Raw genomic sequence first — 15,805 nt, 5'->3', positions numbered from 1 at the left:
CCCTCCTGTCAGATTAGGCAAAGTCGATCACGGCGTGGAGCCGCTCGAGAAACCAGAAGAATGAAAACGAGCCGATGGCGTAAGTTGCGGCCATCCATGCGAGCCGCGGGGCGGCGGCGGGCCATTTGAAGCGCGAGAGCAGCCACAGCGCGGCCATGACCACGCCGACGAATGTCAGCTGGCCGATTTCCACGCCGACGTTGAAGAGGAACAGCGAGGCCGGGATATTGCCCTGCGGCAGCCCGATCTGGTGAAGAGCACCGGCAAAGGCCGCGCCATGGAGCAGGCCGAAACCGAACGCGACGAGCCAGGGCTGGCGCAAAGTCAGCCCATCCTCACCGCGCGCCTTGCGCACCAGTTCAACGGCGAGGAACAGGATCGACCAGGCGACCATCGCCTCGACCAGGCCGGGGTTGAGCGCCATGACTTTCAAAGCGGTGAGCGCCAGCGTGATCGAATGCGCGACAGTGAAAGCGGTGATCGTGCGAAGCAGTTGCTGCCAGCCCGAGCTCAGCAGGAGTAGCCCGAACACGAAGAGCAGGTGATCGACGCCGGTCAGGATATGTTCGATGCCAAGCAGCAGATAGGCGGGCACCGCCGCGCCGGCATGGGCGTCGATGGTCGTTGCCGGCTCCCCCGGGCTGAGCACGCGGCTTTCCTCGTCGCCGTTCCTGAGGTGGATCAGCAGCAGGGTGTCGGTGATGGTCTTGTCGAGCCCCTCGATGCGCACTTCGCGGCCATTCAGGCCCTGCGCGCCAAGATCGATCCCATCCCAATGGCGGATCTCGAAGTTCATCGCGCTTTCGACGCGGCCCGCGGGGCGATCGATCAGCCCGCCCGAGATGCGCGGCCTCAGCGGCACAACGAGCATACCCATGCTCGGCTGCTTCCACAGCACATCGGCGCAGCCATCGGCGCGCTCGGTGATTTCGAGGAACGCCGGGCGGACCTCGTGCGCCGCCGCGGTTGCCAGCGGCGCGAGGATTGCCAGCAAGGCAAGAGCGAAGCGCAGCATCATTGCGCGCCCGGCAAGGTCACAGCGTAGCGGGCGCGCAGGGTCTGCCAAACGGCGTCGTTGCGCTTCCGCCGGTCGGCCTCGATCCAGTCGCGGCGCACATCGTCGCGGGCTTCGTCGAAACTGCGCGGGTGCGCTGGGCGCGCTTCGGTCACCCGGATCACGTGCCAGCCGAAGCCGGAGCGCAGCGGCTGGCTCCACTGCCTGACCGGCGCGGCAAAGACTGCCGCGCCGAAGCCTGTGCCGCCGAACACGCGCTCGACTTCGTCGGCAGCCAGCGCGACCACGGTGCCGGGACCGGGAAAGCTGTCGCCAGAAGGGGCGGTTTGCCCGCTGCCAAGCCCGTTGGCCGCGCTGGTCGCTAGCGCCTTGGCGGCGGCATCACCGCGTTGGTCGGGGGAATAGAAGCGCTGCTCGAAGCTGCGGCGTGCAGGCTCGGTAAAGCGGGCCCTGTTGCCATCATACCATGCGCGGAGTTGCGCTTCCGAAGGTTCGCGCGGGGCGGCCTGGTCTTGCTGCAGGAAGTCGAACTTCTGCGCGATGCGCCGCCGCACGATCTCATCGTTCTTGTCGAGCCCGAGCGCGAGGCCTTCGCGCAAGTAGATCTCTTCGCGCACCTGATTGTCGACCATTGTGCGCATTTGCTGGAGCGAGGGCGGCGCGCCGTATTGCTGGGTGTAGGTGTTGGCGATCCGCGTGAGATCGGCATCGGAAACCGCGATATTGTAGCGCGATTGCCGTTCCTCGATGACATGCGAGATACCGAAGATCGCGATCCCGATCGCCACGAAATGTGTCAGCGGCTCGCGCAGGATGCGCGCCAACAGAGGGCGGCGAAGAGCCGGCGTCGCAGCATCGCGATTGGGGGTCACAGAGTCCCAGCCGTTGTCGGAAAGGGGATCGCGGTACATCGGGTTTCCTTGGGGTGATGGAGGGTGGCGGCTCCGCGCCGCCACCCTCGCCAGAGCAGGATCAGGCCGGTTCGTATTGCTTGGCCTTTTCCTTCTTGACCGTGCGGCTGCGGCGGCCATCGATGCCCACCGGCACCTCGCCGTTCACCGTCGCGCGGCGCAGGGTGCGACGCTGCAGGCCGAAATCGGCGATGGCGCGGTGCTGGGTCGACTGGTTGTCCCAGAACGCCACATCGCCCGCGCGCCAGCGCCAGCGCACGACGTTTTCGGGCCGCGTGATGTGATCCTGCAGGATCTGGAACAGCCGCGCCGAATCCGCCTGATTGAGCCCGACGAACTGCTTGACGAAGTGCCCGAGCAGGAGGCTGCGCTGGCCCGAGACGGGGTGCACCCGCACCACCGGGTGCTCGGTTTCGTAGACGGTCGAGGCGAACACGTTCTGCTGGAACTGCGAGCGGCTCTTCTCCGCCTCGTCGTTCTTCGGTGCGTTCTGCAGCACGGCGGCGTAGTCATAGACGTTGGTGTGCGTGGCCCAGAGATTGTTCACCAGCTGGCGCAGCGCTTCGGGCAGGCCTTCATAAGCCGCCTCGCCATTGGCCCAGAGCGTATCGCCCCCGGCCTCGGGGATCGTGATCGCCCGCAGGATCGAGCCCTTGGGATAGGCATCGGTGAAGGTCACATCGGTGTGCCAGCTGGAGGCGGCGTAGCCTTCCTTGCTGTCCAGCTCGAGCAGGTAGCGCGAGCCTTCGGCCACCGGCACCGTGGGGTGCGCGACGGGATCGCCAAAGCGCGCGGCGAAGGCTTCGTGGCTGGCGTCGGTCAGATCATGCTGATCGCGGAAGAACACGACCTTGTGGCGCACCACGGCGGCTTTGATGGCATCGATCACGCTTTCATCGAGATCATCCGCCAGGCTGACCCCGCGGATTTCCGCGCCGATCGTGCCGGTGACGGGGTGGATTTCGAGCGGGGAGCTGGGGTCTTTGGCATTCACGTAGGTATTGATCGCAGTCATAGGGGTTCTCCTGAGGGATGGAGCTTTATTCGGCGGGCACGAGAGCGGCAGCGGCAACGCTGTCCCGCGCTTCGAGCTGGCGGCGAATTTCGGAATGGCGTTTGGCGTCGAGCGGGAAGCCGATCATCAGCCCGGCGGCGACGGCATGGGCGAGCGCCGGGCCAGCTGCGAAGACCAGCAGCAGGCCATGCAAGGCTTCCGGTGTGTTGACCGCCGCTTTGGGATCGAATCCGAAGCTGGCAACAAGCGGCAGGGCAATGCCCACGGCAAGCGCGCCGCCAAGCTTGACCGAGATGCTGAACACCGAGAAGTAGAGCCCGACGCGGTCCTCTCCGGTCGCCAGCCTATGCTGGTCGGCAATATCGCTCACGATCGAGCGGAGCATCAGGTTGCCTGAGCCTTGGCTGAGGCCCTGCAACAGCGCGAGCACCAGCATCAGCCAGAAACGGTCGGTGTTGAGGAACAGCAGGCCCAGATTGATCGCGGACTGCACAAGCTCAGCCAGTACCGCCGCACGCGCCTTGCCTAGCGCGAGGCCGACACGCTGCCAGATCGGGGCGGAGAGGATGCCGAACGAGTACTGGAACAGGAACATGCCCGCCGCCCATTCGGGCCGGCCGAGGTAGAACGTGACGATAAACAACAGCAGGCCGGTGCGCACGCCTTGCCCCGCCGTCACCGCCGCATCGGCGGCCAGCACGCGCAGCAACAGCGCGTTGCCCAGGACCGCCGCGAGCGAGGCGCGAAAGGACAAGTGGCGTTCCAGAGCGGGCGGCGAGCGATCCGGCATGGCGGTGAGCGAAAGCCACAGGCCGGGCACCGCTGTTGCCAGCACCAGCGTGCCGAACAGGGTAAGGCGCAGCGGCCCGTCGCCCGGACGAAGCTGATCGACAATCGCGGGCAACACCAATGCCACGACCAGCCCGCAAGACGAGAACAGCGTGAACATCGAAGCGATACGCGTGCGCTGGTGATAATCACCACTGGCCTCGCCCGACCAGGCCATGAACGTCGTGCCCATGGCCGATGTGCCGAGATAGTAGAGCAGCACGCCCGCCCCGACCCAGACGGTGCTCACTCCGACGGGTGGGAAGAACAGCATCGCGCTACCAACTATAAAGAGCACCCCTCCGCCCAAAATCCACGGACGGCGGCGGCCGAAGCGGCTTTCGGTCCGGTCGCTGAGCGTGCCGATCAGCGGATCAAGCAGCGAATTGATGACTTGCCCCACGAGGAACAGCATGCCGAGCGTGGCGAGGGGTATCCCGTAATGGCGTGAGAGCAACGCGGGCACATAGGCCATCATCGGTTGCGCTGCGGCGGCGAGGGGCACAACCAGCGCGGTGAAGCGCAAGAGCCGCGCCAGCGAGAGATCAGACTTCGAAGCCGGGGCCGTGAATGCAGATGGGAGAGGATGGTATGTCACGGCCCCGGCTCCTTCAGAACCGGGTGCGGAGCGTTGCGCCGAAGGTGCGCGGTTCGCCCACCTGACCGGTCACCACGCCGGTCGCTGCCGGGCTGAGGCTGAGGTAATAGTCCTTGTCGAGCAGGTTCTTGGCCCAGATCGCCAGGTCCCACAGGCCGCTCTGGGCGCGCACACCGAGCCGGGCATTGATCAGGCCGTAACCTGCAATTTGCCCCAGCGCCGAATTGCTCGACGAGGTGTTGAAGCTCGACCGGTAGGACCAGTCGATATGCGAATAGGCGCTGATCCCTTGCGCCACCGGCAGGTTGCCGTCCGCGCCCAGCGTATAGGCGAACTTGGGCACACCCGGCAGCTGCTGCCCGCTGAGGTCCGCCGCCACGAGGTTGGGGAGCCCCGCGCGCACCGGGTTGATCTCGGGCGCGAGCGGCGCGTTGGTGTAGGTCACATACGTCGCTTCGGTATAGCTGGCCGAGGCGTTGACCGCGAACCGGTCGCTGGCGGCAAAGCGGAAATCGCCTTCCACACCCTTTGACCGGACCTTGGGAATGTTCGCGATGTATTGCCGGGTCACACCGACCACGACCGGATCGGTATCGGTGATCGCGGTCTGGTAGTCGCTGATATCGGTCCAGAAGCCCGCGAGGTTGAGCGTGGCGCGCCTGTCAAGGAACTGCGATTTCACACCGATTTCGAACGAGTCCACCTTTTCCGGCCGCACGCTGGGATCGGTGATCGTAATCGGCAGCTGTGTGAGATTGAGCCCGCCCGATTTGTTGCCGCGCGAATACGTGCCGTAGACCAGCACATCGGGCGTGACTTTCCAGCTCAGCGAAGCGAGGCCCGAGAGACTGTCATCGGTCAGACGGGTTGTAGTGAGCGGCACGACCCGGTTGAAGTTGTTGCGGATGGTCTGGATCGCGGTCTGCGCCGGTACCGGAAATGCCGAGATATCGGGCGCACTGGCTACGTACTGCTCGAACGTGCCGGTCTTCTCCTCGTGGGTGAAGCGCAGGCCCGTGGTCAGCGTAACGGTTGGGGTGATGTGCCAGTCGGTCTGACCGAACGCGGCGATCGTCTTGGTGCGCGGTTCTGAGCGGGAATTGACTTCAAAGCCATTGAGCGCAGCGTTTGCGACGGCAGCAGGCACGGCCGGGATGAACCAGGTCGGCGCAGCAGAGCCATAGCCGGTTGCGCCATAGCCCTTGACCGTCTGCCAGAAGTAGTAGGCACCAACGACATAATCGATCGTGCGGCTGCCCTTGGACGAGATGCGCAGTTCCTGGCTGAACTGGCGCTGGCGATTGGCCTGCTGTGCCTTGACGATGACAGGAAGCGAGGTGCTGTCGCCATCGTTCGCCGGATCCCAGTCCCACCAGCGATAGGCCGTGATACCGGTGAGCTCGGCACCGCCGAGATCCCAGTCAAGCTGGCTGGACACCCCGTATCCGGCCATGTTGGCCTGATAGTGGCTGTCCGCCTCGCCAATCCGGTCGAAGGCGTTGAACGACGGCTGGGTATAGCCCGCAAAGCGCGCGGTGCGGATGCTGAAGCTGTTGGGGATGGGATTGCCATCGGTGTAAGTCGCGGTGTTCGAGACGAACAGGTTCAGCACGTTGTGCTGCTTCTGGCGCGAATAGTCGCCGATCACGCGCAAGGAGATGTCCGGCGTCGGCGTGAACAGCAGCTGCCCGCGGATCGAGGCGTTGTAGTAGTCCTGCGCGCGCGAGTTCTGCGTCTTGTTGAAGGTGAAGCCGTTGTTCTGGCTGATCGCGCCCGAGAGACGGACCGCAAGCTTGTCGTCAATCAGGCCGCCGCTCGCCGAGGCGCGGACCTGATAATAGCCATAATTGCCCACATCCGCCCAACCGGTGAACTCCGGCGTGAACGACGGCTTGCGGCTGGTGATGTTGATTACGCCAGAGGTGGTGTTTTTGCCAAACAGCGTGCCCTGCGGCCCGCGCAGCACTTCGACGTTATCGAGATCGACCAGGTCGAACTGCGAGGTACCGACGCGGCCATAGTAGATGTTGTCGATGTAAAACCCGACCCCGTTCTCCAGCCCGTCGTTGGTCAGCGCGACATTCGAGCCGAGGCCGCGGATGTTGATATTGGTGTTGCGCGGATTGAAGCTGAACACCTGCAGGCTGGGCACCTGCTGCTGGATCTGCGCGAGCGTAAAGTCGCCCCGCCGTTCGAGCGCGGCGGCGCTGACCACCGAGATGGCGAGCGGAATGTCCTGCACCTTTTCCTCGCGGCGGCGGGAGCCGGTGACGACAATGGCGGCATTGCCGTCTGCCGAGCCCACGGCGACGTCATCGGGGGAGGCCTGCGGGGCTTCCTGCGCGAAGGCAGTGGGAGCGAGTACCAATGCTGCCCCTGCGGCACTGGCGAGAAGAAGGGAGCGCGTGACGAATGACATTTCAAACTACCTGAATTGGGGGTCAAAGCCGCCCGACACGCAGGATTGCACCGCGCGCACAGGGCAGCCGAAAGGGTCTGTGGCAGCGCGGGCGGAAAGCCCGGCACGCGCACAGGTTGGGGAGACCGCGCAGGTGGTCCGGTCGCCTGGAGGCGTGCGGAAGCGCAGCAGGAAGATACTGTCCGACCCGTCAGGCGCCGCGGGGAGTCCCGTCCGGCGGCCAGCGGTCGATCATGGAAATGGCGCTCAGCGGCGCGTGGTCATGAAACGCATCGTATCACCTCATCATGGAGGGGATCACGAAGCCTGGCGGTGTCGCCCCAGCATCGCGCGCTTTAGCGGTTGGTAACGCGGAGCAAGCTGCATCCCGATCAAAGGCCGCGGATCAGGACCCTTGGTAAAAGCGGCTGGCCTGATCACCATCTCCACTCGGGTAATGTCTACTTATTAAGTTGAGTCGACTGCGTCAAGCAGAAGGTTTTCTGTATGGCGCATGAGCGGAGCTATCTGGCGATATTTCAATCAAGGTCGGCGAACCCGCCAAAAGAGGTATTCCTATACCCCTTACGAAGCCCCCGACAGTCAACCACATTCCATAGCGGAATGTCGGGCGCATTTGCCTCTTACTCCACCAACGTCCGTCGGCTTGCACTACCAATCAGGGTGAAAAGTTGGGAAGAAGGTGGGGAAGGATCGCCCAGCCATCGCTTAAATAGCTCATAAAGCGAAGTTATTTTTTGAAGAATGGATGCCCCGCGAGGATTCGAACCTCGATAGACGGAATCAGAATCCGTAGTCTTACCATTAGACGACGGGGCAATGAGGGCGGGCCTTTAGGCGGGGCTCTGCCTCAAGTCAAGCGAGGCAGGCACCCTCCCCGCGCCATACTTGCCCCGGAGCCGCAGGAACGCTAGAGTGCGTGTCAAGTACCTGCCGGGCAGTCCCTTGGCGGGAAAACATAAGCGATTGGGTGACATGGCGGAATTCGATCCGCCGGCGCAGCAGCGCAAGACGCGGCCAGGCAAGCGGCGGGGACACAGGGGAGCGTCTCGCGGCAAGCCCAAGGGGACCCGTCCTGCCCACGGAGCGCCGGCCAGCAACCTTGCCGGACCAATGGCGAGGCCGTGCGCCGGGCCCGAAGCGCAGCCCGCTGCCAGCCCTGCGGCCAACCTCGAAACCAGCCCTGAAACCAACCTGCCCGTGAGCGCGCCCCTGCCTGACGTGTCGGTTGCTCAGCCGCCGCTCGAAGCGCCGCGTCCGCCCTGGCAAAAGACCCTGCCGTTCCACCGCCAGGCCTATGCCGCGATCGATCTCGGGACCAACAACTGCCGCCTGCTGATTGCGCGGCCCTCGGGCGATCACTTCATGGTGATCGACGCATTCAGCCGCGTTGTCCGGCTGGGCGAAGGCCTTGCCCAATCGGGGCGTCTTTCCGATGCAGCCATGGACCGCGCGCTCGGCGCATTGCACATCTGCGCGGACAAATTGCGCAAGCGCGGCGTCCACCTCGCGCGCTCGGTCGCGACGGAGGCCTGCCGCCGCGCCACCAACGGCGAGGCGTTCATCGAGCGCGTCCACCGTGAGACCGGGATCCGGCTCAACATCATCACCGCCGAGGAAGAAGCCCGCCTCGCGGTGCTTGGCTGCCATATCCTGCTCGAACCCGGCTGCGGCCCGGCGATGATCTTCGATATCGGCGGCGGCTCGACCGAGATGGTCCTTGTCGATACCAGCGAGGCGGTTCCGCGCATCCTCGATTGGCAATCGGTGCCGTGGGGCGTGGTCTCGCTTACCGAGAGCATCGGACCGATCGAATTGACCGCAGAAGCCCGCGCCTCGGCCTACAGCGAGATGCGCAGCCGTATCACCGATGGATTTGCGCGGTTCTCCGAACGCGTCACCCCCGCCCGCGAAGCGGCAGCAGCCGACGGCGGGCTGCGCCTGCTCGGCACGAGCGGCACTGTCACAACGCTTGCCAGCCTGCACCTCGGCCTGCCGCAATATGATCGCAGTGCGGTCGACGGGTTGATCGTGCCCACCGCCTCGATGCGCGAGATCAGCCAGCGGCTGGCCCATATCTCCCCGGCCGAGCGCATCGCAGTGCCCTGCATCGGGCGCGAGCGGGCTGACCTCGTCGTGGCCGGGTGCGCGATCCTCGAATCGATCTTCGACATCTGGCCTGCAGAGCGGCTCGGCATCGCCGATCGCGGCATTCGCGAAGGCATCCTGCGCAGCCTCATGGCCGCAGGTGGGCTGGGCGACCGGCGGGCGGAAACGGCGCAGGGCAAGTTCGCCAACGGAGGGATCACCTCGTGAGCCGCAGCGGCCGCGACCCGGGTGAACGGGTCAAGAGTGCCAAGGGCCGCACGGCCTCGTCCAACCGCTGGCTCTCGCGCCAGCTCAACGATCCATACGTCAAGCAGGCCAAGGCCGAAGGCTGGCGCAGCCGCGCCGCGTTCAAGCTGATCGAGCTCGATATCCGTTTCGGCCTGCTCAAGAGCGCGCGCCGCGTTGTCGATCTGGGCATCGCGCCCGGCGGCTGGGCACAAGTCGTGCGCAAGCAGGCACCGCAGGCCGAAGTGGTCGGCATCGATCTTCTGCCGGTCGAGCCGATCGAAGGCGTGACCATTTTCCAGATGGACTTCATGACCGACGAGGCGCCCGCCGCGCTCACCGGCGCGCTTGGCGGCGCGCCCGATCTCGTCATTTCGGACATGGCCGCCAACACCGTGGGGCACAAGGCAACCGACCATCTGCGCACGATGGGACTGGTCGAGACAGCGGTCGATTTCGCCGTCCAGACACTCGCCCCCGGCGGTGCGTTTGTTGCCAAGGTCTTTGCCGGGGGAACCGACGGCGAGCTGCTCACGATCCTCAAGCGCAACTTCAAATCCGTGAAGCACGCCAAGCCGCCCGCCAGCCGCAAGGACTCCTCCGAGTGGTACGTGATCGCCCAAGGCTTCAAGGGCCGCGGGGAAGAGTAAACTTTCCACAGGCAGGGTTTTGCGCGAATCGGCATGACCGCCCTAACGGTCGCAACCTTTTCTGACCGGAGACCTTACCCCATGGCCGATTCTGCCGACGACCGCCTGCGCCTCCTGATCGAGCGCATCGAACGCCTCGAGGAAGAAAAGAAGGGCATCGGCGACGATATCAAGGACGTTTACTCCGAAGCCAAGTCTACCGGCTATGATCCCAAGATCATGCGCCAGATCGTCCGCCTGCGTAAGCTGAAGCCCGACGATCGCCGCGAAATGGAAGCGATTCTCGATACCTACAAGAACGCGCTCGGCCTCGAATAGGATCACTGGACGCGGGGCGGTGAGGCGCTAGGCTGCAGCGAAACGTTCAGCCGGAGTTGCCCTCGATGCGTCTTTCCCGCCCCGCCTTGCTTGCCGGCTTTGCCGCGCTTGTCGCCTTTGCTGTTCCGGCGGCAGCCGAAGCGCCCGCAAATCCGCAGCCCAAAGTGATCTACCTGCACGCCGGGCGGCTGCTCGATCAACCGGGCAAGCCCCCGCGCGGCGCCTCTACCGTGGTGATCACCGATGGCGTGGTCACCAGCGTGAGCGACGGCACGCTGCCTGCGCCGGCCGGAGCCGGCACTGTCGAACTGGGCGATGCCTTCGTGCTCCCCGGCCTCACCGACATGCACGTTCACCTGTTCAGCGACGGCGACCCGATGCGCGAGCGACTGGAAGCCTCCACCCGCGACCGGGAGGATGCGGCCTACCTCGCCGCCCAGCACGCGCGGCAGACCCTTGAAGCCGGTTTCACCACCGTGCGCGATCTGGGCGGACCGCCGCGCGGCATCCGCGCGCTGCGCGATGCCATCAATGCGGGCGAGCTGCCCGGTCCCACGATCATCAACGCTGGCCAGATGATCTCCGTTTCGGGCGGCCACGGCGACAACGGCGGGCTCAACGAGGAGAGCTATGGCGCCTTTGCGCCGCACGATTACAACAACCTCTGCAACGGAGCGGACGATTGCCGCCGCGCAGTGCGTGAGCAGATCCGCCTCGGCGCGCTCGTAATCAAGTTTGCCGCGACAGGCGGCGTCCTCTCCAACGTCGCGGGCGGGCTCGGCCAGCAGATGACCGACGAGGAAATGAAGGCGCTGATCGAAACCGCGCACAGCTTTGGCCGCAAGGTCGCGGCCCACAGCCATGCCGCGGCTGGCACGATGGCGGCCGTGAACGCCGGGGTCGATACGATCGATCACGGCACATTCCTCGATGAACCGACGATCAAGGCGATGATCGCGCATGGCACCTGGCTGGTGCCGACCATGCTCGCGCCCGAAACCGCCGTGGCGCAGGCCCGTAGTGGATTGTTTCCCCCCGCCATCCTGCCCAAGGCCGAGGCGGCGGGCGCTGCCGAGCGCAAATCGCACGAACTGGCGATCAAGATGGGCGTGAAGATCGCCTTCGGAACCGATACCGGCGTCTCACGCCATGGCGACAACGCACGCGAGTTTGCGCTGATGGTACGTGCCGGGATGACCCCCATGGCGGCCATCGCCGCGGCCACCGTCAATGCCGCAGAAGCGCTCGGCCGCAATGACAGCGTGGGCCGCATTGCGCCGGGCATGCCGGCGGATATCATTGCGGTGCACGGCGATCCGCTCAGCGATGTCACCCGCCTCGAGCACGTCGATTTCGTGATGAAGCACGGGGCAGTGGTAAAGCAGGTGCCCTGACCGCATGGCCGAGGTTTTCACGATCCGCGATGCCTGCGCCGATGATGCCGGGCCCTGCGCCGCGATCTACCGTCCGCACGTGACCGATAGCTGGGTGAGCTTCGAACTCGAGCCACCCGATGACGGCGAAATGGCCCGCCGCATCGCGGATTATGGCACAAGCCACGCCTGGCTTGTCGCGACACGCGGCGGCGCAATCGCCGGCTATGCCTATGGCAGTCCGCACCGGACCCGCGCTGCCTATGCCTCCTCCTGCGATGTGGCGATCTATGTCAGCGCCGCCTTCCCGCGCTCGGGCGTGGGCCGCGCGCTTTATGGCGCGCTGCTGGCGCGGCTGAAGGACAGGGGCTTCCACGCAGCCTTTGCCGGCATTGCCCAGCCCAACCCGGCAAGCGTCGCGCTGCACGAAGCCTGCGGCTTCACCCCGGTGGGGATTTACCGGGAAGTCGGCTGGAAGATGGGCGCTTGGCGCGATGTCGGCTGGTGGCAGCGCCTGCTCTAGACGCCGAGCAGCGCGAGGCTCACCGATATCCCGTTCGCCGCCGCATGGATCAGCATCGAGCCGACGATGCCGATCCGCATCCGCGTGTAGCTCAGCGTCATCCCCGCCCAGATCTGCGGCAGCACCATCGGCAGAAGCGCGAGTGAGAACTTCGGATAGTTGCTGAGGTGCGAGAGGCCGAACACCGCGATCGAAAGCCACACCAGCACCGGAAAGGCCCGCTCGAACCCCGGCAGCACACCGCGCCGGCGCAACAACCACCAGCCGGCCGGGGCCACGATCCCCATGCCGAGCACGGCAAAGCTCGCCGGCACTTCATAAACATGCAGGCTCACCATGGCGAGGAACCCGGCGGTCAGGAACCCGCACAGCACCAGCCACAGCGCGCGTACCCGCCCGGTCAGCCAGCCGCGAAAGGCCAGTTCCTCTGCCACCGGGGCCAGCAGCACGACGAAGGGCACCAGCATCGCCTTGGAAACCTGATCGAACGCTTCGGGCGAGGGAAGGCCCATGGCTTTCTGCCAAAGCCCCAGCAGCGGCAGGAGGACGAGGAGCAGGACCACGAGGTGCAGCCCCAGTATTGTCCGCCAGGCCCGCCACGCGCCGCGCGCGCGAAGGCCACTGGGGGTGAACATCCAGGGTCGGGCCAGCCAGGCGGAAAATTCTTCGAACAGAGCGGTCATCCAGCACCTGATGCCGCATGGCCGGTTAAAACCTCGTGTGCGCGCCCGATTGCCGTACCGCTGCGTCTCGGCTAGGGGAGCGGCCAAAGCCAACCCCGAAAGCCAAGCACGAAAACACCATGGCAGGCCATTCCAAATTCAAGAACATCATGCACCGCAAGGGCGCGCAGGATAAAAAGCGCTCGGCGATGTTCTCCAAGCTCTCCCGCGAAATCACCGTCGCGGCCAAGATGGGCATGCCCGATCCGGACATGAACCCGCGCCTGCGCGCCGCGATCAACGCGGCCAAGGCGCAGTCGATGCCCAAGGACAACATCCAGCGCGCGGTCGACAAGGCGAGCAAGGGTGACGGGGATAACTACGAAGAAGTGCGCTACGAAGGCTACGGCCCCGGCGGCGTTGCCATCATCGTCGAGGCGCTCACCGACAACCGCAACCGCACCGCCACCAACGTGCGCACCGCCTTTGCCAAGAACGGCGGCAATCTTGGCGCCTCGGGCGCGGTGAGCCACGGGTTCGAGCGGCTCGGCCTGATCGAGTATCCGGGCAAAGTGGGCGATGAGGACACCGTCCTCGAAGCCGCCATCGAAGCGGGCGCGGAAGACGTCGAATCCGATATGGGCGACGGCGACGAGAACCCCGGCAGCCACCAGATCTGGGTTTCGATCGAGCAGCTCCACCCGGTCGCGCGCGAACTCGAAAAGACGCTGGGCGAGGCCGAGGGCGTGAAGCTGGCGTGGAAGCCCAACATGACGACCACGGTCGATGCCGAGACGGCGGCGACCCTGCTCAAGCTGATCGACGTGCTCGAAGATGACGACGACGTCCAGACCGTCTGGGGCAACTACGAGATCCCCGACGACGTGATGGAAAAGCTGGGTTGATGAACTGCAGCCGCCCATGATGCCACTGGCCATCAAGGCGCTGCTCTCGGGCATCCTCATCGCGCTCATTTCGGAAATCGGGCGCAAGCTTCCCACCGTCGGCGCGCTGGTCGCTTCGCTGCCGCTCGTCTCGGTGCTCGGCATGATCCTGCTCTGGCGCGCACGGCCCGATGCGGAAAACATGGCGATTCATGCCGAGGCGACCTTCTGGTACGTGCTGCCCAGCCTGCCGATGTTCCTCGTGATCCCCGCGCTGCTGCGCCACGGCGTGTCGTTCTGGATCGCGCTGATCGCAGGATGCGCGCTGACAGTGGCGCTCTATCTCGGCATGATGCACTTAGGGCCGCGTTTCGGGCTGAAGCTGTGATACCGCTCGACCCTACCCCCTCCCCGTTTGTGTCGAGCGAAGTCGAGACACCAGACGCCGCGCCCGGTGTCTCGACTTCGCTCGACACGAACGGAGGGGGGTATCCAAATACCCGCAGGCTGACATGATCCTCCTCGGCATCGATCCCGGCCTCACCTGCACCGGTTGGGGTATTGTCGCCAAATCGGGCAGCCGCCTGAGCCACATTGCCAACGGCCAGATCCGCACCAATGCCAAGGCCTCGATGGCCGAGCGGCTCGTCGAACTCGATGCAGGCCTCGCCGCCGTGATCGCCGAGCACCGGCCGGATGCGGGCGCGGTGGAGGAAGTCTTCGTCAACATGAACCCGCAGTCCACGCTCAAGCTGGGCCAGGCGCGCGGGGTTGCCATGCTGGCGGTGGCGCGCGCGGGGATCCCCGTCGCCGAATACCCCACCAAGGTCATCAAGAAGGCGCTGGTCGGCACCGGCGGGGCGGAGAAGGCGCAAATCCAGGCGATGCTCAAGGTGCTGCTCCCCGGCGTCGTGCTCGCGGGCGAGGACGCTGCGGATGCGCTGGCCGTGGCGATCACCCACGCCAACATGATCGGCAGCCATAGGTAGGCCTTACCGAACCTTCATTTGACTGCGCCCGCGCCAAGGCGTCAATGGCGCCATGGAAATCGAAGTCAGCGCCGAAGCCAAGGACAAGCGGCTCAACCGCCTCGTCGCGATGACGGTGGTCGTCCTTTCGGTCTTCACCGGGCTCTGCGGCATCAAGGACGGCAACATCGTCCAGGCGATGCAGGCCGCGCAGGCCGCATCGGTCGATACGTGGAACCAGTATCAGGCAACCAAGACCAAGCTTCACCTCGCCGAAGCCGAGCGACAGCAACTGGCTCTGCTCGCCCCGCCCGGCAAGGCTGACGCTGCGATTGCCGGGCTCGACAAGGACATCGCCAAGTACAAGGCCGAAGCGCCCGATCTCGCCAAGGCGGCCAAGGCGCAGGGCGACCTCTACGACGCCCTCAATGTCCACGACGACCAGTTCGACGCCGCCGATGCGGCGATCTCCACCGCGATCTCGCTCGCCGCAGTCGCCGCACTGGCCGAAACAGCGATGCTGCTTTGGGCGGCCTGGGCCTTTGGCGCATTCGGCCTGTTCATGGGAATCGAAGGCTTCGCGGGCGGCAGTTTCCACCCCGGAGTACTGAGCACCTTTCTCGGGTAAAGCCGCCGCATGGGGGCTGGCGGACGACGACGTTCGCTGCCATAGAACAAACCATGATCGCCAAGCTCACCGGCCTGCTCGACGATTTCGGCCCTGACTGGGCGATTATCGACGTGAACGGCGTCGGCTACCTCGTCCATTGTTCCGCCAAGACGCTGGAGCGCCTCGGCGTGCGCGGGGACAAGGTGGTCGTCCACACTGAATTGCAGGTCTCCGAAAACGACCAGCGCCTGATCGGCTTTACCAGCGCAGGCGAACGCGGCTGGTTCCGGCTGCTGACGGCGGTGCAGGGCGTGGGCAGCAAGGTGGCGCTGGCGATACTCTCCGCGCTTTCGGTCGAAGACCTGCAGCGCGCCTGCGCCAGCGGCGATGCCGCGATGGTCGCCCGCGCGCAGGGTGTCGGCCCCAAGCTCGCCGGGCGCATCGTCAACGAACTCAAGGACAAGGCGGGCGGCATTGTCCCCATCTCCGCCGGCGCCGGCAGCCCGCCAATCGAAGGCCTCGGCGCCGCGCCCGCTGGTTCAGCGAGCGCAGACGCGATCTCCGCCCTCCAGAACCTCGGCTTCAAGCCCGCCACCGCGAGCATGGCCGTGGCAGCAGCGGTGAAGGAACTGGGCGATGATGCGCCGCTCAACGATCTCGTGCGCGTCGCGCTCAAGCGGGCGGCGGGGTGATGGGC

16 protein-coding genes and 1 tRNA gene are annotated in these 15,805 nt (G+C 65.4%); 10 read left to right on the top strand and 7 right to left on the bottom strand.

The window, feature by feature from the left end; genetic code table 11:
- Positions 1–13: 13 nt before the first annotated feature.
- From ACO056_RS04110 to ACO056_RS04085, 6 genes are all read right to left on the bottom strand, one after another.
- Positions 14–1,015 (bottom strand): HupE/UreJ family protein, encoded by a 1,002-nt coding sequence (locus ACO056_RS04110; protein WP_421852217.1) that lies wholly within the window; start codon positions 1,013–1,015, stop codon positions 14–16.
- On the bottom strand, positions 1,015–1,926 hold the full coding sequence (locus ACO056_RS04105; RefSeq protein WP_421852214.1) for a peptidyl-prolyl cis-trans isomerase: 912 nt from the start codon (positions 1,924–1,926) through the stop codon (positions 1,015–1,017). The genes ACO056_RS04110 and ACO056_RS04105 overlap by 1 nt, the downstream gene beginning before the upstream one ends.
- Before the next feature lie 61 nt (positions 1,927–1,987).
- Positions 1,988–2,941 carry a TauD/TfdA dioxygenase family protein gene (locus ACO056_RS04100; protein WP_421852211.1) on the bottom strand — a complete coding sequence of 318 codons (954 nt, stop codon included), beginning with the start codon at positions 2,939–2,941 and terminating at the stop codon, positions 1,988–1,990.
- 25 nt (positions 2,942–2,966) lie between these two features.
- Positions 2,967–4,367, bottom strand: coding sequence for an MFS transporter (locus ACO056_RS04095; RefSeq protein ID WP_421852208.1), 1,401 nt, complete (start codon positions 4,365–4,367; stop codon positions 2,967–2,969).
- Positions 4,368–4,380: 13 nt separating this feature from the next.
- A complete protein-coding gene (locus tag ACO056_RS04090) occupies positions 4,381–6,735 on the bottom strand; it encodes a TonB-dependent receptor (RefSeq protein WP_421852205.1) in 2,355 nt (784 codons plus the stop codon).
- Positions 6,736–7,531: 796 nt separating this feature from the next.
- Positions 7,532–7,605 (bottom strand) — tRNA-Gln (locus ACO056_RS04085).
- A gap of 156 nt (positions 7,606–7,761) precedes the next feature.
- Between ACO056_RS04085 and ACO056_RS04080 the strand changes: the two genes are divergently transcribed.
- From ACO056_RS04080 to ACO056_RS04060, 5 genes are all read left to right on the top strand, one after another.
- Positions 7,762–9,102, top strand: coding sequence for a Ppx/GppA family phosphatase (locus ACO056_RS04080; RefSeq protein ID WP_421852202.1), 1,341 nt, complete (start codon positions 7,762–7,764; stop codon positions 9,100–9,102).
- Positions 9,099–9,770 (top strand): RlmE family RNA methyltransferase, encoded by a 672-nt coding sequence (locus ACO056_RS04075; protein WP_421852199.1) that lies wholly within the window; start codon positions 9,099–9,101, stop codon positions 9,768–9,770. Before ACO056_RS04080 ends, ACO056_RS04075 begins: the two co-directional genes overlap by 4 nt.
- An 81-nt stretch (positions 9,771–9,851) precedes the next feature.
- Positions 9,852–10,088 (top strand): DUF2312 domain-containing protein, encoded by a 237-nt coding sequence (locus tag ACO056_RS04070; protein WP_298195336.1) that lies wholly within the window; start codon positions 9,852–9,854, stop codon positions 10,086–10,088.
- A gap of 65 nt (positions 10,089–10,153) precedes the next feature.
- Entirely contained in the window at positions 10,154–11,482 is a 1,329-nt protein-coding gene (locus ACO056_RS04065; RefSeq protein WP_421852195.1) for an amidohydrolase family protein, read from the top strand.
- A 4-nt stretch (positions 11,483–11,486) separates the two neighbouring features.
- Complete coding sequence (locus tag ACO056_RS04060) at positions 11,487–11,984, top strand: arsinothricin resistance N-acetyltransferase ArsN1 family B (protein WP_421852192.1); 498 nt, start codon at positions 11,487–11,489, stop codon at positions 11,982–11,984.
- On the opposite strand, the gene ACO056_RS04055 is transcribed toward ACO056_RS04060, so the two are convergent.
- Positions 11,981–12,667, bottom strand: coding sequence for a type II CAAX prenyl endopeptidase Rce1 family protein (locus ACO056_RS04055; RefSeq protein ID WP_421852189.1), 687 nt, complete (start codon positions 12,665–12,667; stop codon positions 11,981–11,983). The two genes, ACO056_RS04060 and ACO056_RS04055, sit on opposite strands and share 4 nt — an antisense overlap.
- Before the next feature lie 119 nt (positions 12,668–12,786).
- Here ACO056_RS04055 and ACO056_RS04050 point away from each other — a divergent pair, with 119 nt between their 5' ends.
- The 5 genes from ACO056_RS04050 to ruvA all read left to right on the top strand — a co-directional run bounded on the left by ACO056_RS04050 (position 12,787) and on the right by ruvA (position 15,800).
- The gene (locus tag ACO056_RS04050) at positions 12,787–13,551 is read left to right on the top strand and encodes a YebC/PmpR family DNA-binding transcriptional regulator (RefSeq protein ID WP_421852186.1); all 765 of its coding nucleotides are present in this window, start codon (positions 12,787–12,789) and stop codon (positions 13,549–13,551) included.
- A 16-nt stretch (positions 13,552–13,567) separates the two neighbouring features.
- On the top strand, positions 13,568–13,918 hold the full coding sequence (locus ACO056_RS04045; protein WP_421852183.1) for a DUF3147 family protein: 351 nt from the start codon (positions 13,568–13,570) through the stop codon (positions 13,916–13,918).
- Positions 13,919–14,042: 124 nt separating this feature from the next.
- Positions 14,043–14,519: a crossover junction endodeoxyribonuclease RuvC gene (ruvC, locus tag ACO056_RS04040; protein ID WP_421852180.1), complete on the top strand. Its 477-nt coding sequence runs from the start codon at positions 14,043–14,045 to the stop codon at positions 14,517–14,519.
- 52 nt (positions 14,520–14,571) lie between these two features.
- Complete coding sequence (locus ACO056_RS04035; RefSeq protein ID WP_421852177.1) at positions 14,572–15,126, top strand: DUF4337 family protein; 555 nt, start codon at positions 14,572–14,574, stop codon at positions 15,124–15,126.
- Between the two features lie 53 nt (positions 15,127–15,179).
- Entirely contained in the window at positions 15,180–15,800 is a 621-nt protein-coding gene (ruvA, locus tag ACO056_RS04030; protein WP_421852174.1) for a Holliday junction branch migration protein RuvA, read from the top strand.
- Positions 15,801–15,805: the final 5 nt, after the last annotated feature.

Origin of the sequence: Novosphingobium sp., assembly GCF_965228995.1 — a bacterium.
GTDB lineage: Bacteria > Pseudomonadota > Alphaproteobacteria > Sphingomonadales > Sphingomonadaceae > Novosphingobium.
Note: the sequence above shows the minus strand (reverse complement) of the source record. Positions and strands in the feature narration are given on the sequence as shown.